The organism is Streptomyces sp. NPDC054786 (assembly GCF_053611685.1).
The window spans coordinates 147740-172856 of sequence record NZ_JBSHAW010000005.1 but is presented as its reverse complement, the minus strand read 5'-3'; the positions used below and the strand labels follow the sequence as shown (position 1 = coordinate 172856).

At 69.9% G+C, this 25117-nt stretch carries 23 protein-coding genes; 10 read left to right on the top strand and 13 right to left on the bottom strand.

Annotated features, from left to right (window positions below; translation table 11 throughout):
- Nucleotides 1–702 precede the first annotated feature (702 nt).
- Nucleotides 703–1356, top strand: a complete 654-nt coding sequence (locus ACWGI6_RS06555) for a TMEM175 family protein (RefSeq protein WP_453266453.1) — start codon at nucleotides 703–705, stop codon at nucleotides 1354–1356.
- A gap of 162 nt (nucleotides 1357–1518) precedes the next feature.
- Nucleotides 1519–2928 (top strand): alpha/beta hydrolase family protein, encoded by a 1410-nt coding sequence (locus ACWGI6_RS06550; RefSeq protein WP_453266452.1) that lies wholly within the window; start codon nucleotides 1519–1521, stop codon nucleotides 2926–2928.
- 121 nt (nucleotides 2929–3049) lie between these two features.
- On the opposite strand, the gene ACWGI6_RS06545 is transcribed toward ACWGI6_RS06550, so the two are convergent.
- Complete coding sequence (locus ACWGI6_RS06545) at nucleotides 3050–4819, bottom strand: MOSC domain-containing protein (RefSeq protein WP_453266451.1); 1770 nt, start codon at nucleotides 4817–4819, stop codon at nucleotides 3050–3052.
- A 279-nt stretch (nucleotides 4820–5098) separates the two neighbouring features.
- Here ACWGI6_RS06545 and ACWGI6_RS06540 point away from each other — a divergent pair, with 279 nt between their 5' ends.
- Together ACWGI6_RS06540 and ACWGI6_RS06535 are read left to right on the top strand one after the other, a co-directional pair.
- Entirely contained in the window at nucleotides 5099–5887 is a 789-nt protein-coding gene (locus tag ACWGI6_RS06540) for an alpha/beta fold hydrolase (protein ID WP_453266450.1), read from the top strand.
- Nucleotides 5884–7173, top strand: coding sequence for a cytochrome P450 (locus tag ACWGI6_RS06535; RefSeq protein ID WP_453266449.1), 1290 nt, complete (start codon nucleotides 5884–5886; stop codon nucleotides 7171–7173). The genes ACWGI6_RS06540 and ACWGI6_RS06535 overlap by 4 nt, the downstream gene beginning before the upstream one ends.
- A gap of 27 nt (nucleotides 7174–7200) precedes the next feature.
- Here ACWGI6_RS06535 and ACWGI6_RS06530 read toward each other — a convergent pair whose 3' ends face one another.
- The 3 genes from ACWGI6_RS06530 to ACWGI6_RS06520 all read right to left on the bottom strand — a co-directional run bounded on the left by ACWGI6_RS06530 (nucleotide 7201) and on the right by ACWGI6_RS06520 (nucleotide 9441).
- Nucleotides 7201–7359 (bottom strand): hypothetical protein, encoded by a 159-nt coding sequence (locus ACWGI6_RS06530; protein WP_453266448.1) that lies wholly within the window; start codon nucleotides 7357–7359, stop codon nucleotides 7201–7203.
- A gap of 257 nt (nucleotides 7360–7616) precedes the next feature.
- Nucleotides 7617–8225, bottom strand: a complete 609-nt coding sequence (locus ACWGI6_RS06525) for a CatB-related O-acetyltransferase (RefSeq protein ID WP_453266508.1) — start codon at nucleotides 8223–8225, stop codon at nucleotides 7617–7619.
- 148 nt (nucleotides 8226–8373) lie between these two features.
- Nucleotides 8374–9441, bottom strand: a complete 1068-nt coding sequence (locus ACWGI6_RS06520; protein ID WP_453266447.1) for a helix-turn-helix domain-containing protein — start codon at nucleotides 9439–9441, stop codon at nucleotides 8374–8376.
- A 216-nt stretch (nucleotides 9442–9657) separates the two neighbouring features.
- Between ACWGI6_RS06520 and ACWGI6_RS06515 the strand changes: the two genes are divergently transcribed.
- Entirely contained in the window at nucleotides 9658–10101 is a 444-nt protein-coding gene (locus tag ACWGI6_RS06515; RefSeq protein ID WP_453266446.1) for a hypothetical protein, read from the top strand.
- Here the strand turns inward: ACWGI6_RS06515 and ACWGI6_RS06510 are convergent.
- The 3 genes from ACWGI6_RS06510 to ACWGI6_RS06500 are packed head-to-tail and all read right to left on the bottom strand — an operon-like array spanning nucleotide 10095 to nucleotide 12926.
- Complete coding sequence (locus tag ACWGI6_RS06510) at nucleotides 10095–11327, bottom strand: cytochrome P450 (protein ID WP_453266445.1); 1233 nt, start codon at nucleotides 11325–11327, stop codon at nucleotides 10095–10097. The genes ACWGI6_RS06515 and ACWGI6_RS06510 overlap by 7 nt on opposite strands.
- Before the next feature lie 35 nt (nucleotides 11328–11362).
- Nucleotides 11363–12727 carry an NAD(P)/FAD-dependent oxidoreductase gene (locus tag ACWGI6_RS06505; protein WP_453266444.1) on the bottom strand — a complete coding sequence of 455 codons (1365 nt, stop codon included), beginning with the start codon at nucleotides 12725–12727 and terminating at the stop codon, nucleotides 11363–11365.
- On the bottom strand, nucleotides 12717–12926 hold the full coding sequence (locus tag ACWGI6_RS06500) for a ferredoxin (RefSeq protein ID WP_453266443.1): 210 nt from the start codon (nucleotides 12924–12926) through the stop codon (nucleotides 12717–12719). Before ACWGI6_RS06500 ends, ACWGI6_RS06505 begins: the two co-directional genes overlap by 11 nt.
- A 649-nt stretch (nucleotides 12927–13575) precedes the next feature.
- Here ACWGI6_RS06500 and ACWGI6_RS06495 point away from each other — a divergent pair.
- Nucleotides 13576–14193: a hypothetical protein gene (locus ACWGI6_RS06495; protein WP_393905162.1), complete on the top strand. Its 618-nt coding sequence runs from the start codon at nucleotides 13576–13578 to the stop codon at nucleotides 14191–14193.
- A 552-nt stretch (nucleotides 14194–14745) separates the two neighbouring features.
- Nucleotides 14746–15423 carry a guanitoxin biosynthesis heme-dependent pre-guanitoxin N-hydroxylase GntA gene (gntA, locus tag ACWGI6_RS06490; protein WP_453266442.1) on the top strand — a complete coding sequence of 226 codons (678 nt, stop codon included), beginning with the start codon at nucleotides 14746–14748 and terminating at the stop codon, nucleotides 15421–15423.
- A gap of 125 nt (nucleotides 15424–15548) precedes the next feature.
- On the opposite strand, the gene ACWGI6_RS06485 is transcribed toward gntA, so the two are convergent.
- Nucleotides 15549–16199 (bottom strand): DUF2238 domain-containing protein, encoded by a 651-nt coding sequence (locus ACWGI6_RS06485; protein ID WP_453266441.1) that lies wholly within the window; start codon nucleotides 16197–16199, stop codon nucleotides 15549–15551.
- A 462-nt stretch (nucleotides 16200–16661) separates the two neighbouring features.
- Here ACWGI6_RS06485 and ACWGI6_RS06480 point away from each other — a divergent pair, with 462 nt between their 5' ends.
- Complete coding sequence (locus ACWGI6_RS06480) at nucleotides 16662–17303, top strand: hypothetical protein (protein ID WP_453266440.1); 642 nt, start codon at nucleotides 16662–16664, stop codon at nucleotides 17301–17303.
- A gap of 31 nt (nucleotides 17304–17334) precedes the next feature.
- Here the strand turns inward: ACWGI6_RS06480 and ACWGI6_RS06475 are convergent, their stop codons facing one another.
- Nucleotides 17335–18063 carry an alpha/beta hydrolase gene (locus ACWGI6_RS06475; RefSeq protein ID WP_453266439.1) on the bottom strand — a complete coding sequence of 243 codons (729 nt, stop codon included), beginning with the start codon at nucleotides 18061–18063 and terminating at the stop codon, nucleotides 17335–17337.
- 60 nt (nucleotides 18064–18123) lie between these two features.
- Nucleotides 18124–18330: a DUF2180 family protein gene (locus ACWGI6_RS06470; protein WP_453266438.1), complete on the bottom strand. Its 207-nt coding sequence runs from the start codon at nucleotides 18328–18330 to the stop codon at nucleotides 18124–18126.
- Nucleotides 18331–19156: 826 nt separating this feature from the next.
- Between ACWGI6_RS06470 and ACWGI6_RS06465 the strand changes: the two genes are divergently transcribed.
- The gene (locus ACWGI6_RS06465; RefSeq protein WP_453266437.1) at nucleotides 19157–19807 is read left to right on the top strand and encodes a CAP domain-containing protein; all 651 of its coding nucleotides are present in this window, start codon (nucleotides 19157–19159) and stop codon (nucleotides 19805–19807) included.
- Nucleotides 19808–20006: 199 nt separating this feature from the next.
- Here the strand turns inward: ACWGI6_RS06465 and ACWGI6_RS06460 are convergent, their stop codons facing one another.
- From ACWGI6_RS06460 to ACWGI6_RS06450, 3 genes are read right to left on the bottom strand one after another with little or no spacing between them, the layout of a single operon-like run.
- Nucleotides 20007–22346, bottom strand: coding sequence for an ABC transporter permease (locus ACWGI6_RS06460; RefSeq protein ID WP_453266436.1), 2340 nt, complete (start codon nucleotides 22344–22346; stop codon nucleotides 20007–20009).
- Between the two features lie 3 nt (nucleotides 22347–22349).
- Complete coding sequence (locus ACWGI6_RS06455; RefSeq protein ID WP_453266435.1) at nucleotides 22350–23111, bottom strand: ABC transporter ATP-binding protein; 762 nt, start codon at nucleotides 23109–23111, stop codon at nucleotides 22350–22352.
- On the bottom strand, nucleotides 23108–23614 hold the full coding sequence (locus ACWGI6_RS06450; RefSeq protein ID WP_453266434.1) for a PadR family transcriptional regulator: 507 nt from the start codon (nucleotides 23612–23614) through the stop codon (nucleotides 23108–23110). The genes ACWGI6_RS06455 and ACWGI6_RS06450 overlap by 4 nt, the downstream gene beginning before the upstream one ends.
- Before the next feature lie 172 nt (nucleotides 23615–23786).
- On the opposite strand from ACWGI6_RS06450, the gene ACWGI6_RS06445 reads away from it, so the two are divergent.
- Nucleotides 23787–25058: an ABC transporter substrate-binding protein gene (locus tag ACWGI6_RS06445; protein WP_453266507.1), complete on the top strand. Its 1272-nt coding sequence runs from the start codon at nucleotides 23787–23789 to the stop codon at nucleotides 25056–25058.
- Nucleotides 25059–25117: the final 59 nt, after the last annotated feature.

Genomic DNA, 25117 nt, shown 5'->3' with positions numbered 1-25117 from the left:
CCCTCATTCGCACCGAATCAGCCATATGCAGCTGAAGTGGGGGTCGGTACGGATCGAGCACATCCTTCATGTATTCAACACGTTTGTCGATAACGAGATGTTCACGGAGCCATAACGCCAACTCCCCTGCCAGCCAAGGACATTGCGGTTTCCGTCAGCGGATTCAATGGCCTCAGGGGACCCACGCTTTCGATTCCCAGGTTTACACCGCTCCACCGTGTAGCGATACCCGATATTCGGACACCGTGCGAACGTGATGTGGAGCGCGGCTAGTTGACGAAGACTTTACGGCAACAGGGGTAGGGGAACGCCGGGGGGCCTGCTTCCCGCACCGTCCCCACCTACTGGCAGGCGGGCGTCTAGTGGTGGTACGGGGGCTGCCGAATGGCCGTGGCTCTTGGGACGACTGACGGTGCGTCCGACGCGATCCTGGGACGACTGACGGCGCGTCCGACGCGGCTCCTGGGACGACTGACGGTGCGTCCGACGAGCCGACACCTCCGCCATGAGGGCGGCGCATGCGGTGCTCGCCGCCGCTTGCCCGCTTACGCCGTGTCAGCTCGGCATCGATGACGGACGACGGCCGGCGACAGGGCCGCGACCCCGCGCCCCCACGCCGTCGGCGCCACGAAGCCCAGTGGGCGGCTCAACACGTTCAAGGGATCAATCGGAATATTCCGGGGCATGTGATCCTAGGGTGGCGTGGTGAAAGGTCACCAGCGAGTACGGGACGACGACGAGGAGAACGCGGGCCGACTCCTTGCGCTGTCCGACGGAGTGTTCGCCATCGCGATGACGCTGCTGGCGCTGGACATCAAACTGCCCGACGGGCTGGGCCCCGCCGGTTTCTCTCAGGCACTGGGGGATGTGATGCCCAAAGTGTGGGCGTACGTCCTCAGCTTGCTGGTCATCGCGGCGTGCTGGCGGGGCCATTACCAGATCTTCCAGTACGTGCGGCGAGTCGACGGGACGGTCATCAGACTCGGGCTGCTGAGCCTGGGGCTGGTCGCCCTGATGCCCTTCCCCACCACCCTGCTGGCCGAGTACGGGGACCAGCCGCAGTCGGTGGCCGTCTACTCCGGCGCCGTCGCGGCCATGGTGGCCACACAGCTCGCACTGACGATCGTGCTGTGGAAGCGCCCTTGGCTGGGAAGCGCGGCGCTGCCCGATCCCGTCGCGCGCAACGATGTGGCCGACCTTGCGTCGACGGTGGTGGTCTTCGCCGTCGCCGTGCCGCTCGCCTTCGTCTCCCCGACGGGCGCGAAGTTGTGGTGGGTGGTGCTGATCCCGGTCAAATCGATGGCGGGCAGGCGGGGCAAGCGTCTGCGCGCGGCCGCCCAGCGGTTCGACGCCTGAGCCCTGTCTTTCGCATCAGCGCGGGCCCGCGACGCCTGGCACCCACGCTCGATGCATACCCCTGGCTCCGCACGGTGGAGGCGGGGCGGTGACGTGCCGTTCGGGGGAACGGCGGGTGTCGGAGAGAGAGGCCCAGGGGCACGGCTCGTACGTTCAGGCCGCATGACCTACGTTTCGGGGGATCCCGCATCCGGCCCCACCCGCCGCACCACCCTCGCCGGGCTCGTCGGTGGGGCGGGGGCCGTGCTGGCCGCCGGGTGCACCGCGTCGGGCGCCTCGCCCGCGGCGCCCACTCCCACGCGCACGGCGTGGGCCTCCGCGCCGACGAGCGGCCCCACACCCGGTGTGATGACGCTCTTCAAGGACCCCGGCTTCAACTTCAACGGGCTCCTCGCGCTCGGCGCGTCCGGTTACGGCGCCGGGGAGGTGGGCGAGGTACTCACCGCCGTGAACACCATCAACAAGGCCGGGCTCTCCGCACAGACGTACACCGAGACCTTCAAGGAAATCGGCGACCGGCTGAGGCAACCGCCCAAGAGCGGCAAGCCCGGGACGGAGACCACGCGTTTCCGTGCGCTGCGGGCCGCGCAGTACTACGGCCAGGCACTGTTCTTCGTCCTCGGCTCCGACACCCCCGGAAGCGAGGAGCAACTGTACAAGGCCGGGCACGACGCCTGGGACACGTTCTGCGAGCTGAGCGACCCGGCACCGGTGACGGCGCACATCCCGTACCGGAATACCCCGTTGCCGGTGTGGTTCTTCCGGCCGGACGGCTCCGGCAAGCGGCGCCCCACCGTGGTCCTCACGAACGGCAGCGACGGGCAGAACGTCGACATGTGGACCTATGGCGTCCCGGCCGCTCTGCAGCGCGGCTGGAACGCCCTCGTGTACGACGGGCCCGGACAGGGCCGGCTGCTCTTCGTCGACCATGTGGTCTTCACGCCACGCTGGGAGACCGTCGTCACGCCGCTCGTCAACTGGCTGTCCGCCCGCTCGGACGTGGACACCGGCAAGATCGCCCTGACCGGCCTCAGCATGGCCGGGAATCTGGCTCCCCGGGCCGCGGCCTTCGAGAACCGGATCGCCGCTCTGGTGGCGATGCCCGGCGTGCTCACGCCCTGGCTCGGCTTTCCTCCGGAGATCCGGGAGGTCCTCACTCCGGACAAGGAGAAGACCAACCACATCTGGAACAAGGAGGTCGTGCCCGAGCTGCCGCCGTCCGCGGCCGCATCGCTGAAGAAGCGCATCGAGCCGTTCTCGGTGCCGGCGATGCTCGCGGCCCGCGAGGGCAAGATGTTCACCGACTTCTACACCCCGGCCACCCTCATCAAGTCGCTGGACATCACAAACGTCGTGGACCGCATCAAGATGCCGACGCTGGTCCTCGACTACGACTACGAGCAGTTCTATCCCGGTCAGCCGCGTCAGATGTTCGACAGACTGACGGCACCCAAGGACTACGTGAAACTCACCACGGCCACCGGCGCGCAGCTGCACTGCTCCCCGATGGCCCCTCAGCAGCACTGCGAGGTCGTCTTCGACTGGCTGCAGGAGAAGCTGTCCGGCAGCTGACCTCTCCGCGGCGGCCTCCTCGTCACGGGCCCTCAGCACGGCAGCCGGATGAGGGGATTCGGCCCGGGTCGCTGCCGGCGCGACGCGGAACCGTGGGCCGGTATCCGCGGAGCGGCGCGCGTCAGAGGTCGAGTACGACGTCTTGGCGGGGCCGTGAGCAGCAGATCAGGGCGTTGCTGTCGGCGGGCGGCTCGACGGGATCGGGGTCGTAGCTGACGCTTCCTCCCAGGAGGCCGGTTACGCAGGTGTGGCACACACCGGTGCGGCAGGACCAGCGCACGGGTACGTCGCAGGCCTCGGCCATCTCCAGGAGCGTGCGGTACTCCGGTTTCCAGGGGATGGTCAGGCCGCTGCGTGCGAACGACACCGCGGGTCCGGTTCCGGGGGCTCCGGCGGGCGGGTGGGGCGGGCGGGCCGCGGTGGGGGCGATGCCCGGAGTGATCCCGGGGCCGGCTCCGAAGACTTCCGTGTGGACCTGCCCGGGGCCCAGGCCGATTCCGGTCAGGGCGTCGGTGAGGTCGTTCATGAAGGCGGTGGGGCCACAGAGGTAGGCGTCGGCGTCGGCGGGCAGGCCGATGCGGCTGAGGAGCCCGGCGGACAGGTGCCCGGCGTCGGTGTAGTCGGAGCCTTGCCGGTCCTCGGGCCGGGGGCGGCTGTAGCAGATACGGAAATGGCCGTGCGGCAGCTGATTCAGCAGGTGTCTGCTTTCCTCCGCGAAGGCATGATCGTCACCGTTGCGGGCCCCATGCAGCCACCACACCTGGCGAGTCGTCCGGGAGTCCGCGAGCGCACGCAGCATGGCCATGACGGGTGTGGCGCCCACACCGGCCGAGGCCAGGATCACGGAGGCGGGCCCCGGGGCGAGGGTGAACGTGCCACGGGGCGCGGCGGCCTCCAGGCGCTGGCCGACCCGGACCCGGGTATGGATCCGGGTGCTGGCGGCGCCGTGCGGCTCTTGTTTGACGCTGATGCGGTACTGGTCCCCGCCCGGCTGACCGGACAGGGAGTAGCTGCGCACCAGCTCCGGTCCGTCCTCCCCGGCCCCCAGGCGCACGGTGAGGTACTGGCCGGGTGCGGCGGCAGGCACCGGCGTGCCATCGGGGTCGGCCAGCCACAGGGAAAGGACGCTGCGGCTTTCCCTCTCGACCCGTGCCACGGCGAGGGGACGGAATCCGGCCCAGGCCAGCCCGACGCCGGCATCTTGGGCATGCAGGCCGGCATTGCCGGCGGTGGCCCCGGGCCCGCGGTCGGCCTGCTCCAGCAGGGCATGGAAAGAGCCCTGCCATCCCGGGCTGAGGGCGTCGATGCGCAGTGCCTGCTCGATCCGGTCCCGTGGGTGCTCAGGCAGGTACAGCAGGCCGTCGACCTCGGTGACGGTCATGCGGCCCGTCCCCGTGGCGATCTTGACGATGTCCTGCCCGGCCTCGACCTCGCCCTCGGTGAGAACCCGGAAGTAGAAGCCCGGTCGCCGGTGGGACACCAGGAGGGCAGGCATCCGGGCTTCATCCATCCGCAGCCCCACCCGGTAGCAGGTCACCCGGGGCTGGGACACCTCGAAGACGGCTTCCCCGATCCGGTAGCGGTCCCCGATGCACACCTCGTCGTCCGCGAGCCCCTCCACGGTGAAGTTCTCGCCGAACTGGCCGAGCACGAAGTCGTCACGCCCGAGCTCCTGCTGCCAGTAGCGGTAGGAGTCGAGCTGGTAGACCATCACCGCGCGCATCTCACCGCCGTGCCCGGCGAGATCGCCCTGCCCGTCACCGTCGATGTTCAGCTTCCGCACCATCCGGGGGCCGGTGACGGGGCTCTTCCAGATCCCCGTGTGCACCGTCCTCCCGTGCCAGGAAACATCCTTGGGGAGACCCACGTTGACGGAGACCAGTCTGGCCACGACGTCCACCTCACGCTGACGGCCCCCACCTGTCCTTTCGATCGTAACCACGCCGGAACCACAGACGCTCGGTCACGCGCCGCCCTGGTTGCCCACAGCAACGGTGACCAGGTGGTGCCCGTGGTCGCTGCCGGTGCGGCGTCGGCACACGGTCTCCTGGCGCCGCTCCGGCCTGTCGCTTCGAGCCCGTGGCGCCCTTGCAGGGCCGGGAGGTTACGGCCACTGTGGTCGGACGTGGCCGTTGGCCGTCGGCAAGTTCGTCACACATGTGGAGTGCGCGTGGCTTCCTTCGTACTGCCTTATGCCCTGCACGGCCGGGGATCGCACAAGGTCATCGCCGTGCACGGATGGTTCGCCGACAGGTCCGCCTTCGACCCGGTGCTGCCGGATCTCGATCAGGACGCGTTCCAGTACGCACTGGTCGATCTCCGTGGCTACGGCGAGGCCAGGGCCGCGGTCGGCGCGTACACCTCGGGTGAGGGGGCGGGCGATGTGCTCGCGCTCGCCGACCGGCTGGGCTGGGACCGGTTCTCGGTGATCGGACATTCGATGGGCGCCAGTGTCGTCCAACGCGTACTGGCCTCGGCTCCGCACCGGGTGCGCAGGCTCGTGGGAATCTCGCCGGTCCCCGCCTCCGGGCTGCCGCTGCCGCCGCAGCAGTGGGAACTGTTCTCCTCGGCGGCCCATATGCCGGAGAACCGACGGGCCATCCTCGACCTCACCACCGGCGGGCAGCGTCCGGCCGCCTGGCTGGACCGGATGGTGCAGCGGTCACTGGAGCGCAGCGACCCGAAGGCGTTCCGGTCCTGGCTGGACTCCTGGTCCGGGGAGACGTTCTCGGCCGAGGTCGAGGGCTCGGCGGTGCCGGCGCTGGCGGTGACCGGGGCGCTGGATCCCGCGCTGACCGCCGAACTGACGCGTGAGACATGGATGCAGTGGTACGCCCAGAGTGAGCTGGTCGAGCTGCCCTCGGCGGGGCACTACGCCATGGACGAAACACCGCTGGAGCTGATCCGGGCCGTCGAGGACTTTCTGCGCGCCGACGGCGACGGGCCGGCAGCCGGATGACGGTGTCCGCCGGGAGTGCCGCCCGGCCGGAGGTGCCGGACGTCTTCGATCCGCGCGGCTACGCGGACGGTCTGCCGCACACCGCGTACCGGCTGTTGCGCGATCAGCTTCCGGTGGCCTGGCAGGAGGAGCACGAGGTGCTCGGCTGGCCGGCCGGCCCCGGATTCTGGGCGGTCACGCGGCATGAGGACGTCGTCCGGGTCCTGAAGGACGCGGGCACGTTCTCCTCCCGTCTGGGGGCCACCCAGATCCGCGATCCCGACCCCGCCGACCTGCCGTTCATCCGCCGCATGATGCTCAATCAGGATCCCCCGGACCATGGGCGGCTGCGGCGCCTGGTCAGCCGCGCCTTCACCCCTCGCCGTATCGAGCGGTTCGGGACGGCCGTCCGCGAGCGGGCCCGTGACCTGCTGACCTCGGCGGTCGACGCGGCGCGTACGGGGAACGGGGTGCGCGACCTCGTCACCGATGTCACGGACGACTTCGCCCTGCTCAACCTCGCCGATCTGCTCGGAGTGCCGCCCGCTGAGCGCGGACTGCTGCTGGCCTGGACCCGGCGCGTCATCGGGTATCAGGACCCGGACGAATCGGGCCCGGCCGCATCGGGGCCGGACGGGCGTCCCGCCAACCCGCGGTCCCCGGCGATGCTGCAGGACATGTTCGGCTTCGCGCGCGAGCTGGCCGCCCACAAGCGACGGCATCCGGGCGACGACGTCATGACCGTACTCGCCTCGGACGACGAACTGGCCACGCCCGAACTGGAGATGTTCTTCTTCCTGCTGACCATCGCGGGCAACGACACGGTCCGCAGCGCGGCCCCCGGCGGCCTGCTCGCACTGGCCCGGCACCCGGACGCGTACCGCGAGCTGCGCGCCGGGACCGTGGAGGCGGCGACCTGTGTGGAGGAGCTGCTGCGCTGGCATCCGCCGGTGCTCAGCTTCCGCCGGACCGCCGCGTGCGACACCGAGTTGGCCGGGCGCCGGATACGCGCCGGCGACAAGGTGGTCGTGTTCCATGGCTCGGCGAACTACGACGAGCGGGTCTTCGCCGCCCCGCACCGTCTGGACCTTGCCCGCTCGCCCAACCCGCATGTCTCCTTCGGCGACGGCCCGCACATCTGCCTGGGCGCGCATCTCGCCCGGTTGCAGTTGCGGGTGCTGTACGAGGAGACCGGCAGACTGCTGCCCGCCCTGGCGGTCGCCGACCGGCCGCAGCGGCTCGTGTCGAACTTCATCAATGGGCTGAAGTCGCTGCCTCTGCGGCTGGTGGACGGTCCGCACCGGTAGCGGGCCGTACTGGCAGAGGCGTCCGGCTCAGGTGCGGAGTGCCGCGCCGGCCTCGGGCTGCGCGAGGCCCGGCGCGGCTCTGCGGCCGGGTGGGGCCTGCAGCAGCAAGGCGGTGAGCGGGTGTTGGGGGTTCGCGAGGAGTTGTCCGGTCAGGCCCTGTTCGACGAGGTGGCCGTTGTCGAGCACGGCGGTCCGGGCGGCAGAGTTCGACCGCGCCGTGTACCGGGCGCTGGGCCGTACCGGGCGCTGGGCGGGCCTCGCCGGCGGCCTGCGGACGTATCGGCGCGACGGGACCCTCCCGCGAGCCGATGTGCACTGCACGGGGCCCGGACTGCCCACGCCATGCCCCCCTTGCACGATCCCGGGTCGTACAACCCCTCAGCCCCACCGGAGACCGACCGGGCCGGGGCGAGTGCGGGCGGACGGTGGGCCCTGAAGCGCAGTTACCGCTTCCTGGGGCGCGCCGCCTCCAGCTGGTCGACGCTGCCGGACATGACGGCCGGGATGTGCTCGGTCAGGTGCTCAACCGGCCAGTCCCACCAGGCCATTGCCAGCAGCCGGTCGATATCCGCATCGTCGAAGCGACGACGGATGAGGCGGGCCGGGTTGCCGCCGACGATCCCGTAGTCGGGGACGTCGTCGACGACGACGGACCCGGACGCGATGACCGCGCCGTGGCCGATACGGACGCCGGGCATCACCGTGGCCCGGTATCCGAACCAGACATCGTTGCCCACCACGGTGTCACCCCGGCCGGGCAGGCCGGTGATCAGATCGAAGTGCGCGGCCCAGGAACCGCCCATGATCGGGAAAGGGAACGTCGAGGGGCCGTCCATACGGTGGTTGGCTCCGCTCATGAGGAACCGCACCCCCTCCCCCAGCGCACAGAACTTCCCGATGACCAGCTTCTCCGGCCCGTAGTGGTACAGCACATTGCGGGTCTCGAAGGCGGTCGGGTCGTCCGGATCGTCGTAGTAGGAGAACTCCCCGACCTCGATCAACGGCGAGGTCACCAGCGGCTTCAACAGCACCACGCGCGGCTGCTCGGGCATCGGGTGGAGCACGGTCGGATCGGCAGGAACGGCAGGGCTCACGACGCTTCCTCCAGACACTGCGACAGACGGGCCTCCCATGATCACAGCAGTCACCGGGGGCGGGCCACTCCATTTCGCACCGGCCGGCCGCCGGCCCGCGCACGGATCAGACGGAGACCACCGCGCTGGGCGCGCTCGCGTGGCCCGCGCTCGGCGGGTCCTCGGCCGGCTGGAGCAGTTGGTCGGCCTGGGGCGTACGCCGGTAGTGGACCCGGTGTGCCGAGCGGGTCCGGGTCAGCAGGCCCGCACGGTGGAGACGGCTGAGGTGGTAGGAGACCGTGGACGCGCTCATGAAGTGACGCCGGGACAGCTCCGTCGTGGTCCTCGGCAGATGCAGGTCGGTCAACAGCAGGAGCCGGGAGTGTCCGATCACATCGGCGAAGGGAAGGTCCGGGTCCTGTGTGGCGGACGGCTTGCCGGTGCGTGCCCGGGTGTTCTGCCCGGTGGCCGGATAGACCAGATAGGGCCCGCGCTCGTCCCACGGGTCCACACTGAGCAGCCATCCGCCGGCCAGGCCCGAGGGAAACAGCCTCAGGGGCCGGCTGGTGGTCAGGCTGAGAAGCCGGGGGTCGGCGAGGTACAGCGTCGACGAGCGGCAGGCGATGGCGGGATGCAGCGAGTCCAACGCGGTGGCCAGGCCTTCCGTGGCCATCGTCATGGCCCGGCGCTCGACATCTGTCCGGGCACGGGAGAGCAGCGCGGGCCAGGAGGAGGCCAGACAGTGCTGCCAGAAGTCCGCCATCTCCCGCGCGACGCATTCGGCGAACTCCCGCTCGCCCCGGTCGAGATACCGGCGCAGCGTCATGACGGCCGCTTCGCCCCGGTCGTCCTGACGAGTCGCGGATTCGACGAGCCGGCACATCTGCCGCCCGACGATCTCCGCCGGAGTGGTGGCGACGCAGTGCAGTTCGGCGTCGACATCCGGCCGGGGGCCGGACTGTGCACCGGGGATCATGAAGTCCGGGGTGTAGGGGCCGATTTGCGCGCGCAGCGCCGGAATGAGGCAGTGGCGCCGCCCTTCGAGCGTCCGGCCGACCTCCTGCGGGCCCGGCAACCCCCGCAGGCTCGCCGTCCCGGCGGCCAGCGGATGCAACGCCGCCGCGGCCTGCATTAACGGGGACACCACGAAACGGGTGGCAGCCAGTGCCCCGGCGTCCAGGGAAATGCGTATCACTGCCCTGCCTTGCTGTTGTCCGCTGCGCACTTGCGGCACCCCGGCCCGTCGCGGTTGGCCCGTGCCCCTCCGCCGCCGGAGGCCGGTGCCGCGGGGCTCGTTTCGAACCTCATCGAATCATCTGTCGCTCGTCAAGCCGCCCCGGTATCTCTTGATCGAGGACTGGTACGGGGGTTCGGTCCCACCAGACGACGAGACCCACTCAAGGGAGATGTTGTGCGTACACGGGGAATGACTTTCGCGGCGGCGGCGTTCGCGGCAGGGGCGCTCACGGTGCCGGCCGCGGCCGCTCCGGCCACCGCCACTCCGGCCGCGGCCGCCGCGGTCCAGGCGTCCTGCTCCGGAAGGGGCGGCTCGGGGAGCGCCGCATGGACCTGGGCCGGCAAGACGGAGCTGCACTCGGTATCCGTCCGCGCCAAGGACAACCGGGCCGACGGCATGCACCCGGCGATCCGGCTCTACTGGTACAACGGCAAGGGCAGGGGCAAGTCCACGCCTTGGCGGCATGTCCGCAACGGCGACAACCACTGGTCCACTCCCGTCGTCCGCGACCGCGACAAGATCAAGGTCGCGGGCATCGAGATGGCCCTGTTCCGCGGTAACGCCAGTCACCCGGTGCGGGACCTCTGCGGGGCCGGGAAGAAGAATCCGCGCTACTGACCCCCTCGGACATCGGCCCGGCCTTGCTCGACGAGCAAGTGCCGGGGCCCGCGCAGTACGGGACTGCGGCGGTAGGGAGGCGGGTCCTCGGCCAAGCGGGGGTGGTCGAGGTACTGGAGGAGCTCGTTCAGAGCGATCTGCGCCTCCAGACGGGCGAGCGGTGCCCCGAAGCAGCTGTGGATGCCACTGCCGAAGCCGAGGTGCGTGTTGTCGTCGCGGGTCGGGTCGAAGCGGTCGGGGTCACGGAACCGCCGGGGGTCGCGGTTGCCCGAGGCGAGCATCAGGATGAGGGGCGCGCCCTTGGGGACGGTGACGCCCGCGACCTCGATATCGGCCAACGGCGTGCGCTGCGGGAGCATTTGGACGGGGGGCTCGTAGCGCAGCAGTTCCTCCACCGCCCGGGGCATCAAGGCGGGTTCGCTGCGCAGGCGTGCCAGCTCGTCAGGGTGGCGCAGCAGGGTGAGGATCCCGTTGTTGATCAGGTTGACGGTTGTCTCGTGACCGGCGATGAGCAGCAGCACGGACGTGGTCATGATCTCGAGCGGCGTCAGCTGCCCGTCCGAGCTGTCGCTGACGAATGCGGAGAGCATGTCGTCGGAGGGATGGGCACGGCGCTTCTCGGCGAGCTCTCCGAGATACAGGCCCATCGCCTTCCGGGCCTCGGCGGCTGCCCGCTGACGCTCCGCGGGGTCCTCCCCCGGGCTGGGATCGATGCCGGTGACGATGGCGTCCGACCACTCACGGAACCGTGGCTCGTCCTCGATCGGTACACCCAGGAGACGGCAGATCACCGTGACGGGCAGCGGGTAGGCGAAGTCGTCGACGATGTCGATCCGCTCCTTGCCCGGAAAGCTGCCGATGAGGTCCTTGACGATCCGGGTGATGTCGTCGTGCATGCCGTCGATCCGGTCCGGCGTGTGGGGCGGGCCGAAGGAGCGCATCGTCAGGTTTCGCAGCCGGTGGTGTTCGGGGTCGTCGAGTCCGATGAAGGCCGGCGGGAGTCCTTCCTGGGCTGCTGTCGTCTCGTCCGGGACGGTGCGCTTGCGACGGTCCGAACTGATCCGTGGGTCGTGCAGCAGGGCTTGGATCTCATGGTAGGTCCCGACCAGGTAGCTGCCGTCCTCCTGCCGTGCCACCCCCTCCTCGCGGAGCTCGGCGTACAGCGGGTAGGGGTTGGCGCGGTTGGCGTAGTCGGTGATCCGGTGGAACAGGGTGTCCGCAGCCATGCGCGGGGGCTCCTCATCGCTATGGAGTGGCGGTCTCAGCGTGCCGGTTGCACCAGGGTCAGGCGCCGGTCCGGCAGATGACCCGTGAGGGCGACGGTCGGACCGTGCGACAGCATCTTCGGGTCCGGCACGTCGGAGGGGACGGGCACCGGGGACTCGATCTGGTCGGCGGCTCCCGGCGCGGGCGGAAACGGCGCTGCCGTCTCGATCAGCCGCTGGTAGTACTCCAGCGACTTGGCCTGGTTCACGCTCACCGCAGCGGTGACGCGTCCGCGGTAGCCGTAGACGGCAACCAGCCGGGCATCCTTGAGCGACCCCTGGGCGATGACCACCTGGTCGGAGAAGGTGGGTACGCCGACCGACTTGATGTTGAGGCCGAACTGGCTGGACCAGAACGCCGGTACCGTCAGATGCGGGCGTCTGCGCGGCCCCGGATTGACCATGTTGTGGGCCGCGACCTCGGCCTGGGCGACCGCGTTGCCCCAGTGCTCCAGGGAGAGCAGCTGATACTCGAAGAGCGGGTGCGGGAACCGGGCCACATCGCCCGCGGCGAAGATGTCGTCGGTGACGATCCCGTACATGTCGAAGGCGCGGCACCCCGCGTCACAGGTCACTCCTCGTGGGCCCGCGGCGAGTCCCGACTCGGCCAGCCAATCGGTGTTACGGACCGCACCCAGGGCCACCACGGCGACATCTGCATCGATCCTCGTGCCGTCGGAGAACTGTGCGCCGGTGAGCCGGCCGTTGCCCTCCAGCGCGGTGACCGTGACCCCGCACCGCAGATCGACACAGTGCGCGCGCTGCAGCTTCGCGGCGAGCGCACCCAGCGTTCCGCCGAGCGCACCGACCAGAGGTGCCGGGCCCCGCTCCGCGACCGTCACGGCAAGACCGCGCTCGCGACAGGCGGAGGCGATTTCCGAACCGGTGAAGCCGGCACCGACGACCAGGACCCGTCGCGGCCCGGCGTCGAGACGCTCCGCAAGACGGCCCGCGTCCTCGCTGGTGCGCAGGGTGAACACCCCGTCCAAGGCGGCCTCGGCCGGGTTCGGCCAGGGCCTGGCGCGGGTTCCGGTGGCGATCAGCAACCGGTCGAAGGGCACTTTCTCGCCGTCGGCGAGGAGTACCTGTTTCCCGACCGGATCGAGCCCGTTGGCGCGCACACCGAGTTTCCAGTGGGCGTCGACCGGACGGCGCTGTGGCAGCCCGGTCTTGTCCGCCGACACCGTTCCGAGCAGCACCTGCTTGGACAACGGCGGCCTGTCGTAGGGGGGATGCGGTTCTTCCCCGATCAGCGTCAGCGAGCCGGCAAACCCCTCGTCACGCAGCGTCTCGGCGGCCCGCAGCCCCGCCAGCGACGCACCGACGACGACGATGCGGCCATCGCGTGGTTCACCCTGCACCGACGCCCGCCTCCTCACCCACGAGGATCGCCTGCACCGGACACGCCGCCTCGGCCCGCAGGACACGTTCCCGCTGGTCTTCCGGGACGGCCGGGGTGTACAACAGGGCCTCCTCGCCATGCATCGTGAACACCCGGGGGGCGAGGAAGGCACACTGCGCATAACCCTGACATCGGTTGAGATCAACGACGACGTTCATGCCGAGCCACTCCTCCCACCGCCACACCCGTCGTGTCCGTCCTACAACCGGTCACGGTGCGGCGCACGTGGTGGTGAGCCATCCGGGGGTGGCGGAGGTGTGGCGTCCGCACTCAGCTCTCCCTGCGAAAACTCCGGCATCAACCACAGGCTGGTGGGTTGACGTTGCGCGGTGGCAGCAACCTGCCGCCATGGAGAGAACGCTTCACACCGTCGACGCCATCGGTACGCACCACCGCGCCGGAACTACGGTCACCCAGCACACGTGCCACCAGACTCCGGCGCATCACGGCCGCGCGCCGGTTCGCAGTGCGTCTCTCCGCGGCCAACGGACGACGAGACCATGGCGGATCCACCGGAGGAAAGACTCAAAGGAGTGACAACCGGACGGAGTTCAGGCCCTCTGTCGACGGGGTACGCGACTACATTCACGGCCCGTATGGCTCATTCAAGGTCCTTTTCTTGACCGATACGGAGGGGTTGGACACCATCCGAACTCCCCGTGATGGCGCGCTTGTTCGGCAGCGGAACCGAACACCGGTGCCCTGCGCCTGGCGATAAAACGGAGCGGGACCGGGTTAATTGCGGAGCGAGATGAGTAACATCCAGCCAACCGCAGATCGATCAGGCAAAAGAGAGCAGGCTGTTTCATGTCCGAGTCGGAATTCGCCGTGCAGGTGGCTGCCAAGCTGAAGAGCATCGCGAAGGAGATCGACGAACTGCAAAAGCTCCGGGCAAAGCTGGAGGACCTCCAGCAGCATCTCGGCACGAGCCCCCGGAAGGAAGTTGAAGAGGTTGTCGCGCCCCAGCCCTCGGAGGCCGACACCGCGGTGACGAAGCCGGTGACCGTGCCCGCGGCGCGACGCGCGAAGCCTGCCGCGCCGAAGGCCAAGCCCGCGAAGAAAGCCCCGGCCAAGGCGGCGGGGAGCGCAAAGAAGGCACGAAAGGCCACGCCGGCCCGGGGCAAATCCCGGCAGCGGAACTCCACCCGCGCCGACCGCGTACTCGGCCTGCTCGACGAGCAGCCGCGCACAGTGACGGAGCTGACGAAGCTGCTGGCGAAGGAACATCCGGATCACACGGCACCGGAGACCGCCGTACGCAACACCCTGGAGACCTCACTCATCGCCAAGGGCCTGGCACACCGCAGCAAGCAGGGAAGGAGCGTCTTCTACTCCCTCCCCGGCGCCACTTCCCAGGACGGCACCGAGGACCGTGCAGCCGATGCCGCTGACACCCAGGAGGAGGCCGCGCCCGCCCGCGCCTGACGGGGACCCCGCTCCCGTCTGCCGACGCTGCCGCACGCAGTCAGCAGACGGGGCGCGGCCGGCGCGGGACACATCGCGCGCGATCGGTACGGGGGATCGCGCCGCGGCAGAGTCGGCCGCCCTGGAGAGCCCGGCCGGCTGCCAGACCGTCCGAGGCCGGTAGCCGGCGGCTCGGATCGACGACCGCCGTACAGAGCGGGTGGGCTCCGGCGGTCGCGTCGGCGAGGGAGTTCCGGCACGGGGGACCGGGCGGCGTGGGACGCGGCGCCGCCGTAGGCCGCCCTGGCGATCACCTGCCCGAGTTTCTGAGACGATGAAGATCTACCAGAAGCCCTGCAGTGAGAGCGCGCTGTCCGGCGGCCGAGACATGGTCACGGCCCGATTCGGTCATACCACCGCAAACGCGGTGCTGACGCCGTCGGTGAGGGCAGTCGCAGAGGGGTGAAACGGCCGAGTCTTGACGAACTGGCCCTGCCCGATCTTGACTGCCAGGGTCCCACCACCGCAGGGCCCCCACCAGGGGTGTTGCCCCCCTCACCGAAGGTCACAAACATGACGGTTGACGCCACCGCCGCCACCGAAGTTGACGCAGCCGCCGAAGTCGGACGGTTCCTGCTCGGTGATGCCTTCCCCTGCTTGGCGGGCCGTTCCGCATGGCGGCAGGGGGGTATCACCCATCGCCATTACACGTGGTTCGGTGATGACGAGGCGGCCCGGCAGATGGCGGCCGATCTTCAGGCGTATGTGGCGGCGGTGGACTGGGCCGCCAAGCCCTTCACGAGCTTCGTGGCCACCTTCTCGGGCCCCCTGAACGTGGCGGAAGTCGAGTTCGAGGCGCTGCTGTGGCAGCAGCTGCAGGCTGTCCACGACCATGACAGCCTCACGCACCCCTGGGCCGATGGCTACGACCCCGATCCGACATCCGGTGCCTTCGCGTACAGCGTCGCCGGGCACCCCTTCTTCGTGATCGGACTGCACGAAACGCACAGCCGCATCGGCCGCCGCCCGCCGTTCCCGATGCTCGCCTTCAATTCCCACGCCCAGTTCGACCGAATAAAGGCCGCGGGCCTCTGGGGCCGGCTGCAGGAGAAGATCCGCAAGCAGGACATCGAGCTGCAGGGCAATATCAACCCCAATCTCATGGAGTACGAGCAGCTCTCCGAGGCCCGACGCTACTCGGGCCGGCGCAAACCGGCGGACTGGGCCTGCCCGTTCTCCGCCCGGGTGTGAGAGAACTACAGCGAGTCGAGGAGCAGTTCACCGCACGAGCTCCTGACGGGTACGGGACCGGGGCCGGTCCGCGGATCCTGCTTCGGTCCGCGGACCCTGCCTGAGGACAGTGACCGGAAGCGCGATCAGGCGGCCGGCCGTCCCGTGATCCGCTCCTCCTCCCCGGTGTCGTAACGGGCGAGCTGGCGGTCGTGGACGCGGCTGAGGAGCAGCAGCGAGACGATCGCGCCGAGGAGGGCGCAGGCCATGTCCCACTGGGTGTCCCACTGGTCCCCCTGGGTGGCGAGGAACGCGTCGGCCGCGGAACCGCCGGCCAGCGCGCTCCACCACTCGATCAGCTCGAAGAACGCGCTGAAGGCCAGGCATGCGCACACCGTCAGCGGGGCCAGCCAGGCGCTGCCGCGCAGCGGGGAGGTGCGGACCAGAAGTTCGCGGACCAGGACGGCGGGCACGAAGCCCTGCACCAGATGTCCGATCCGGTCGTAGGGATTGCGGGAGAGGTCCAGAGCGTCCTGCAGCCAGTGGCCGAAGGGGACCTCGGCGTAGGTGTAGTGGCCGCCGACGATCAGGACCAGTGCATGCACGGCCAGCAGACAGCACAGGAGCGGGCTGAGCGGAAAGCGTCGCCACACCGCGACCAGCAGCGGCAGGCCGACGATCACCCAGCAGGTCTCCATGACCCATGTGATCCGGTCATGAGGCTGCAGGCCCGACAGGGCCAGAGCGAGGAGCACCGCTACGGCCAGCGTCGGGGGAAGCATGCGGGATGTGGCCATGGTGGCCTTCATGGATCAGCCTCGAAGACGTCGGGTGCAGGGCGCGCGGCGCCGCCGCGGGGCGGACGGAGGGGCCCCTGCCGTACGGCGCAGGTACCCGCCGAAGCCGTCACCACACCACAGGCCGGGACGGACGCTCTGCCGCGCTTGGTCGTCCGCATCAGCCTCATGGCCACCGTGGGGTGTGTCATGAGTACCGCTACTCAGATTCCTCGCGCAGAACGTCAGGGCCGCGGAGCGTAAGAGCCGAGCCCTTGAGTCCCTGGTTGACGGTGTGCGGCACCATGTGTGCGCCGGCGCCGGCGTGACGGCCTTGCCCGCGCTCCCTTCACGGACGGCAGGCGTGACGAGGCGAGGCGAGGTGATGACGGCCGAGATCAGTGGCCCGGCAGCGCCGATCCGGTCGATGACGTGCACATGGCGCGTACGATCGGATGCCCCCCTACGGGAAAGGCATCCCCCATGAAAAAGACATCCGCTCGCAGAGTCACCTGGCGCGCGCTGCTCGCCCTGGGCGGCGTGGCAGCGTTAGGCGTGCCGACCGCGGGAGCCGCCGAGGGCGTACCGCGCACCGCCGGGGAAGGAGGGCGGGTCGGCGGGTGTGCCGTGGTGTATTTCGACCTCGGCGAGACGCTGGTACACACGGCCGAGGACAAGAGCGTGCGGTACATGCCGGGAGCCGCCGGGTATCTGCGCGCGCTGCGCGCCCGCCATATCCCCGTCGGCCTGATCACCAACGTGCCGTCGTCGTGGGGCACCACCGACGCGGAGCGGGCAGCGGAGTTGAAGAAGGTGATCGACGAGGACTGGGCGGACACCAGCCCGTTCGCCTGGTCGGACTTCGGCGACCGGATCTTCACCCCGCGGACCGAGGCGGAGAGGAAACCCGCTTCGGCGCTGTGGAAGCGCGCCCAACGGGCATCGCGTAACTGCCGGGTGGTGTACCAGGCAGAGACGGCGGAAGAGGTACGAATCAGCGGCTCGCTCGGGTATGTCGCCTACCAGGCGGCCCGCCCCAAGTGGCCCGCATACCTGCCGGTGCCGCTGATCGCCGCCCTCGCACATCTTCCCTACGGGACCGCGGCGGACATCAAGGAACGTTGAGGCGCTCGGCCCGCGGGCGCCTGTGAGGTCGTCACTTCGCCGCTGACCGGCTGTAGCGCTCCAGCCGGTCAGCCAGCTCGACCGGGCGGGACAGCATCGGGAAGTGCCCGCCCTCCATCTCGTCGGGGGTCACCCCCAGGCGCTCCGCCACCACGGCACGCAGGAACGGCGCCGGGAAGAGGCGGTCCTGACGGCACAGCAGAAACCGGGTCGCCACCGCGGGCCAGGATTCCATCGGCCAGGGCCGCGCGGCAGGGGTCTCGGACTGCCGCCGCCATCGGACCGCCGCCTCCGCCGCCAGCCCCGGCGGCAGATCCTGGAAGAACGGATCCGCGGCAGAACCCGGCACAGCGGACTCCGGTGCGCCCTCCGCAGCCGGGGCCGCGCCGGCCCTCTGCGCGTCCCGCCCGGCACGTCTGACCCGAGAGTCCGGGTGTCGTGTCGCCCCCCACCACTCCGCGGGCGCCTCCCCCGGCAAGGGCACCATCGCCGCCAGCAGCACCAGCAGATCCACCGGCACCCGCGCACAGACCAGGGGTGCGGTGAAGCCGGCGAACGAGTGCGCCACGAGCGTGAGCCGCTTCCGGCCCGCAACCGCGGCGACGACCGCATCCGCGTACGCGTCCAGGCCTGCCGCATCGTCCTCGCACGGCAGGTCCACGCTCACCACCTCACGGCCCCGGGCGCACAGCTCCGCCTCCAGCAGATGCCAGTGCCACGAGTCGCATGCCGCACCCGGAATCAAGACAAAGGTCGTCATTGACGGCATCATGCCACCGCCGCCCGTCCGGCACCCCGGCCGCGACCGGATCCTCAGGGCTCAGACCGACTGAGTTGCTCCTCGGCAGATCGTGCACACAATGCGACGTGCCGGATCCGGCAGGGTGCTCGGACCTACGCCCTGTACGCGGACCACGGTCTGCGGGGCGGACCAGGCGTGCTGGTCGCACAGTGCGGCGCCGCAGTTCCGGCAGATCGCCACCGCGGCGGCGTTTCCGTCGCCCGTCGCGCAGTCATAGCAGTTCATGCACATGTCCGATCTCGTGAGGTAGGCCGACGCAGACCCAACGGCAATGTACGTCGCGACGCATGGCGGACGCGGGAAGCGCCGTGCCGGGTCGGGGCGGCTCACCTGGCCGCCCCAAGGACGCGGCTCCCCCGCGGTGTCACAACGGTCCGGATCCCGTGGATGGAGAGGCCGAAGCCGGTGCAGCCGGTGAGGAGGCGGGGGTAGTGGACATCACGGAAGACCCGCATGCAGGGGAGGTCCCTGAGCGCTGACACCCGCAGTTCTTGTGGCGCTCCGCCCACCGTCGGGCGGTGTGTGGCGGGCGTGTCGGCGAAGTCCCGTACGGGGAGCATGAGTTGCTCGGGAGTTTCATTCACGATCTACGAATGCCCTGCTGGACGCAGATACGCGCCCCCAGGTTCCCGCCACGGAATCCCGAGTCCCGTGATATGCGTCATACCGAATCCCGGCACTAACTAAGCCGGATAGTAGATGACGCCTCGGCGACATATGAGATTTGTCCGTCTTGGCCTACGAATGCCGCGCACCGGGATAAGCGGCATTCGGCCCGCTCCGTGCCTTTGCTCGCACAGTCGGCGCATAAGGCGTTCTGACGGGACAACAGGAATTCCTGAAAGATCCAGGAGCCGGACCAGCATGCTCCCGCACTCATGGCAAGGGCCGGCCACTCCTACGAAGCGAAGTAGTACTCAGACTTTGTTGCCTTGTCTGCACAGCGGCGCCAAGAATGACGAGCCGCAAGGCGTCTCCGCAGCTCAGGCGCGGGAATTGCACAGAGCCAGCCGCGCCAGGGACGCTCCGCAATTACCGAGTGAGGTCACGCATGACGAAACATCGCAGGACGCGGCGCTACCGGCAGATAACCGTCGCTGCCTTGGCCGTAGGCGCCGTGGGCGTGCCCTCTGCCGCCATGGCTTGTCTGGGTCACGAGAACGAGGCGGGTCGGCACCACGGCCATTGGCAGAATGCGTCCTTCGATCACCGCCAGGCGAAAGCAAAATGGGGCTCCGGGTGGGCCGCGAAGACATCTCAGAAGCCCGCAGCTCCCGCCGGCGCTTCAAAAACCACCAGCTCTTCGAAGACCGCCGCTTCGGCGTCCGGCGATGCGGCCCGCGTGGTGGAACTCGTCAACAAGGAGCGCAGCAAGGCCGGGTGCTCACCGCTGACCGTGAATGCGAAACTGACAAAGTCCGCCCAGGATCACAGTAAGGACATGGCGGACCATAAGAACATGTCGCACACGGGCTCCGACGGCTCCTCTCCGGACGACCGGATCACACGTGCCGGTTACCACTGGAGCTCCTACGGCGAGAACGTGGCCTACGGTTACTCCACGCCCGAAGAGGTCATGGCGGGCTGGATGTCCAGCCCCGGCCACAAGCGGAACATCCTTGACTGCTCGTTCAAGGAGATCGGCGTCGGCCTCGCACAGCCCGGCGATTACTGGACGCAGGACTTCGGCACGGCCGGCTAGCCGGCGCCAGGACCGGCCGCCACTTCCCCGGCCTCCTTTCCTCCGCCCCTGCGGAGTGCATGAGCCCCTGTGGAGCGCATGAAGGTCCCCGACCGGATGCCGGTCGGGGACCTCAGCGCGTAAGGCTCCGGGGAGTGTGACGACACCCGGAGAGCGCGGGCCTTCCGGATCACGGCGGGGCCGATCCCCATGACCCGCCCTACAGCAGATCGCTGGCCGAGTCCGCGAGCCGGCGCCGGGCCGCACGGGCGGCGGGCAGGGCCGAGGCGACTGCGGCGATCGTCACCGCGATGGCGATGACCAGCAGCAGGATGGCCGGGGCGGGGCGCTGGGCGATGCCGGTCCCCCAGCCGCTGGTGCGGCCCTGGAGGTTGATGAGCCACTCGGAGGCGAGGAGGCCCAGCGCCGTGCCGGCCAGCCCGGCGGCCAGCGTGATGAATGCGGTGGCCGAGACGATGACGGCGGTGATCTGGCGGGGCGTGAGCCCGACGGCCTTGAGCGCGAGCAGGTCGCGGCTGCGGTCGCGTACGCCGGCACCGACCGTCGTCGCGAGCTCCGCCAGCCCGATCAGGATCAGCACCGCGATCAGGCCGATGGCGACGGCACGGACCGCCGACAGCTGGTCGGCGGGGTTGGGGATCTCGCGTACTTCGAGTCGGCCGGCCGACGCCTTGGTCAGGGCGTCGCGCGCCACCGTGGGGTCGGCACCGTGGTGCAGGACCAGGTTGTAGAAGTCCGGGCGGGGTGCAGGAGACGCAGAAGGCGTCGCGCCGGCGGTGTCGTCGTCGCGCAGGGTGTCCAGGGTGGTGGAGATGACCCGGCCGCCGTCCGCGGTTTCGATGTTGCGGCCGACGATGTGGAGGACGTGCGGCCGGCCGGCGACGGTCATCCGGACCCAGTCGCCGACGTGTGCGTCCAGCAGTTCCAGCAGGCCCTGTCCGGCGATCGCTTCGTCGGGACCGCGGGCGGCACGGCCTTCCACGATGGCGAAGGGGTACGGCTTGGCATCCGTGCCGAGTCCACGCAGGGTGATCGTCCCGGTTTGCCCCGGTACGAGTGCCTGCACTTCGGCTCCGGGGTAGGCGGTCATCCGTGGCTGGGAGGTGAGGAGTTGGCGTAGCTCCTGGTCGCCGAGGGTGTCGGAACGCGCGGTGAGCGCCGCGGGCAGGCCGACGTTCTCGGGGTGTGAGGTGAAGCGGTCCAGGGTGGTCCAGGTGCCCAGCGCGATGGTGATGAGCAGCAGCGGGACCGCCAGCCGTGCCACCGCCGCCGACGAGCGCAGCGGACGGTGGAAGGCACCCCGCCAGCCGAGGACCAGGGCCGGTGGGACCCGGAGGCCGAGCGCCCGCCGGGTGAGGCCGGAGACCCGGCCGCCGGTGGCCGTGGCGGCGCGGGCGACGGGCACCGGCGGTACCCGCCCGGCGCGCCACGCGGTCAGACAGGTCGCCGAGCCGATGAAGACCACCACTCCGCCGGAGATCACCAAGGACAGCCAGGCGTGCTCGGGAAGCTGCTGCCAGAGGACCATCGCCTCGCCGATCCGGCCGGGGACCAGCGTGCCGAGCACCTGGGTCACCAGTGCCCCGAGGGCGACGCCCAGCAGCGCGAAGCCGAGGTGGAGGGCGAGGAACATGCGGACCACCTGGCCGGGCGTGAACCCGATGGCCTTGAGGATCGAGATGTCCCGCAGATGTCCGCGGATCCGGGTGCTGATGGCGCCGCCCACCGCCAGCGCGGCGGCGAGCAGCGCGCCGAGCCCGAAGAGGCCGAGCAGCCGTCCCAGAAGCTGGTTGTCACCCTCGGCTTCGGCCTTGGCCTGCCGCCAGGTGGAGACATCGGTGATCTGATCGGCGCCGAGCAGGGTGACCGCCCGCTGGACGACGTAGTCGGTGTCCGCGGGGTCGGTGAGCTGGAGACCTATGGTGCGGCCGCGCTGGTCGCGGCCCGCGTCGGAGGCGGCGAGGGTCTTGGGGAGCACCCAGGCCACGCCAGGGGATTCGCCCGCGCGGAAGGAGACCTCGGCGGTGTCCGCAACGCCCACCACGCGCAGATGTGCCGCGATACCGCTCAGCACGAGGGAGTCACCCGGCTTGGCCCACATCGCACGGGCCACCGAGCTGTCCAGCACGATGCCCTTGGTGGTACCCGCGTCGGTGCCCGGGTCGAGCCAGCGGCCCGCAACGATGTGGGGGGCGGCGGTGGCGGGGCGCTTCGCCACGCCGCGCAGCTCCAGCGTTGCCTTGGCGCCGCCGGGCTGGAGGCTCGCGGTGGTGCGGACCGTACGGAAGGGGCCGGAGGTGGCTCGCACCTCGTCCAGTCCGGCGAGCGACCCGGCGGCGGTGCCGGCTTGGGTGTGGATCCATACGTGGGCGCCGGAGGACTGGGTGAAGGCCCGTTGCCAGGGGTCGGTCGCATAGGCGAACAGTGCGGTGGCCAGCAGCAGCGAGATGGTGATCCCTGCGGTGGCCAGCACGATGAGCACCGCGGCCGGTCGGTGTGCTCTGAGGTGCGCCTGTGTCCAGCGTGCCGCTGCTCGCACGGGTCAGCCCTTGAGCTTGAGTACGTCGGCCACACCGGCCGCGGGGCGGTGCCGGCTGCCGCCGAGGTGGGCATCGTCGGCCACCTGGCCGTCGTAGAAGCTGATCACCCGGTCCGCGGCGCTGGCCATCCTGGCGTCATGGGTAACGAGCAAGATCGTCTGGCCGCGCTGGTGGAAGCGGGCGAGCAGCCGCAGCACCTCCCTGGTGCCCTTGCTGTCCAGGCTGCCGGCGGGCTCATCGGCGAGCAGCAGGCTGGGGGCGTTGACCAGGGCGCGGGCCAGCGCGACGCGCTGCTGTTCGCCTCCGGACAGCTCGCCGGGTGTGCAGTTCTCCTTGCCCGTCAGGCCCAGTTCGTCGAGCAGCTCGGCCCGGTCGGTGCGGGCCTGCCGGGGGGACCTGCCGGCCAGCAGGGCGGGGAGTTCGACGTTGTCGGCGACGCTGAGGTTCGAGACCAGGTTGAAGAACTGGAAGACGATGCCGATGTGGTTGCGGCGCAGCTCCGCCCAGCGTGCCTCGCTGTAGGCGTCGACCTGGCGGCCGTCGAGCCAGAGCGAACCGCTGTCGGGCCGGTCGAGACCGCCGAGGAGGTGCAGCAGTGTGGATTTCCCGGCTCCCGAGGGACCGGTGACGGCGACGAACTCGCCGCGCTCGATGCACAGATCGACGCCCCGCACCGCATGGGCGGGGGCGCCGCCCTCCGGCCGGTGGGTCTTGACCAGGCCGGCTGCCCGGACTATCGGGCCGGACGGCTCGTCCCGGTTCATTCCAACTCCTCTTGACAGCGCTCCAGCCAGTCGAGATCCGCCTGCAGATGCAGCATCGCGCCCTCTATCAGCAGCTGTGCGACCCGGTTGTCCCGGTCCTCGCCCGCCGCGAGTTTCGACAGGTCACGCATGGTGTTGAGGTAGTGGCGGCGCTGCTTGTTGATCAGGGCGACCTGGTCTGCGGCCCCCGTGTGGGGGGCCAGGGCGAGCTTCATGAAGAATTCGTCCCGTACCCGCGGCTCGGCGGTGGATTCCTCGAACCACGCGTCCACCGTTTCGCGTCCCGCCTCGGTGATCCGGTAGATGCGCTTGTTCGGGCGGTCCGACTGCTCGACGTCCTCCCCTTCGATCAGGCGCGCCTTCTCCAGCCTGCCCAGGGTGACGTAGATCTGGCCGACATTTGGCTGAGGGTATGCCGCGCCCAGGAGGTTCTCAAGGGCTTGCTTGAGTTCATAGCCGTGTGCGGGGCCGTTGACCAACAGCGCCAGGAGTGGCAGCCGCACGCTCTCCCTCTCCCTCCCCGCCCTAGTTGACGGTCATCTGAACTCATCCGACTGTGAGCCGGGTCGCCGTCGTATCTTCCTGCAGCATCTAGTATCCCGCATGGCTAACAGGTATACATGGGGCGGGCTGTCGGTCCAGTGTCCCGTCGACGCCTGGTACGAGGAGGAGCCCATGCGGTGGAAGCGTGCCGCGGGAAGGGCTCTCCTGGTCTGCTCGCTGCTGTTCGCGGGCCATGCCGGTGCGCAGGCCGGGGAGCCGGCCGGCGGCTCGGAGGGGCGGGGCCCGATCACCCTGGTGACGGGCGGCGACCTCACGGGCTATCTGCGGGGTGTCCTCGACGGCTGGAACGACCGGCACCCGCGCGAGAAGGTGACGCTGGTCGAGCTGCCCGACGCGGCCGACGAGGTGCGGGCGCAGATGGTCACCGAGCTGCGCTCCCACAGTGACCGCTTCGACGTGCTGAACATTGACGTGGCATGGACGTCCGAGTTCGCGGCCGCGGGCTGGATCAAGCCCGTGAACGGCGACCAGTTCCCGCTGAAGCACTTCCTTCCCCCTGTGGTGGACACCGCCACCTTCCGGGGGCGGCTCTACGCGGTCCCGTATGTGACCAACGCGGGGCTGCTCTACTACCGCAAGGACGTGCTCGCCCGGGAAGGTGCCCGGCCGCCGCGCACCTGGGCCGAGTTGGAGCGGTTGGCGGAGACGGTCGCGCCCAAGTACGGGATGGACGGTTACGCGGGCCAGTTCCTGCCGTACGAGGGGCTGACCGCCAATGTCGGCGAGGCCGTTCAGTCGGCGGGCGGCACGGTGCTCGCGGGCGAGGGCTCGCGCGTGACGGTGGACTCCCCCGCCGCTCGCCGGGGCCTGTCCTTCCTCCTCGACGGGGTGCGCGAGGGCTGGATCCCGCAGCGGGCGCTGGCGTACAAGGAAGAGGAGTCCCGCAAGGCCTTCCAGGACGGCCGGCTGCTGTTCCTGCGGAACTGGCCGTATGCGTACGCGCTGGCCAACGCCCGGCAGTCAAAGGTGGCGGGGAAGTTCGGCGCGGTGCCGCTGCCGGGTCCTGACGGGCCGGGCTCCAGCGCGCTGGGCGGCTCGAATCTTGCGGTCAACGCGCAGTCGCGGCATCAGAAGACCGCCACCGAGCTGATCTCCTATCTGACGACCGAGTCGGTCCAGCGCCGGGTGCTCACCGAGGGCGCACTGCCACCGGTGTGGGCCGATCTGTACTCGGATCCGGAGCTGGTGCGCCGCTTCCCGTACCTTCCGACGCTCAAGCGGGGCGTCCTGGCGGCCAAGCCGCGCCTCAAGAGCCCGCAGTACGACCAGGTGAGCCTGGCGGTGCAGGCGGTCATGCATGACGCGCTGATCCATCGCCGGAGCACGGATGCCACCGTCGCGCGGCTGACACGGGAGCTGCGGGCCATCGTCGGCCGCGGCTGACCCTCGGCGCTCTCCGCAGTCGCATCCCACCCGCTCTACTTACTTGTTAAGTACAGGCG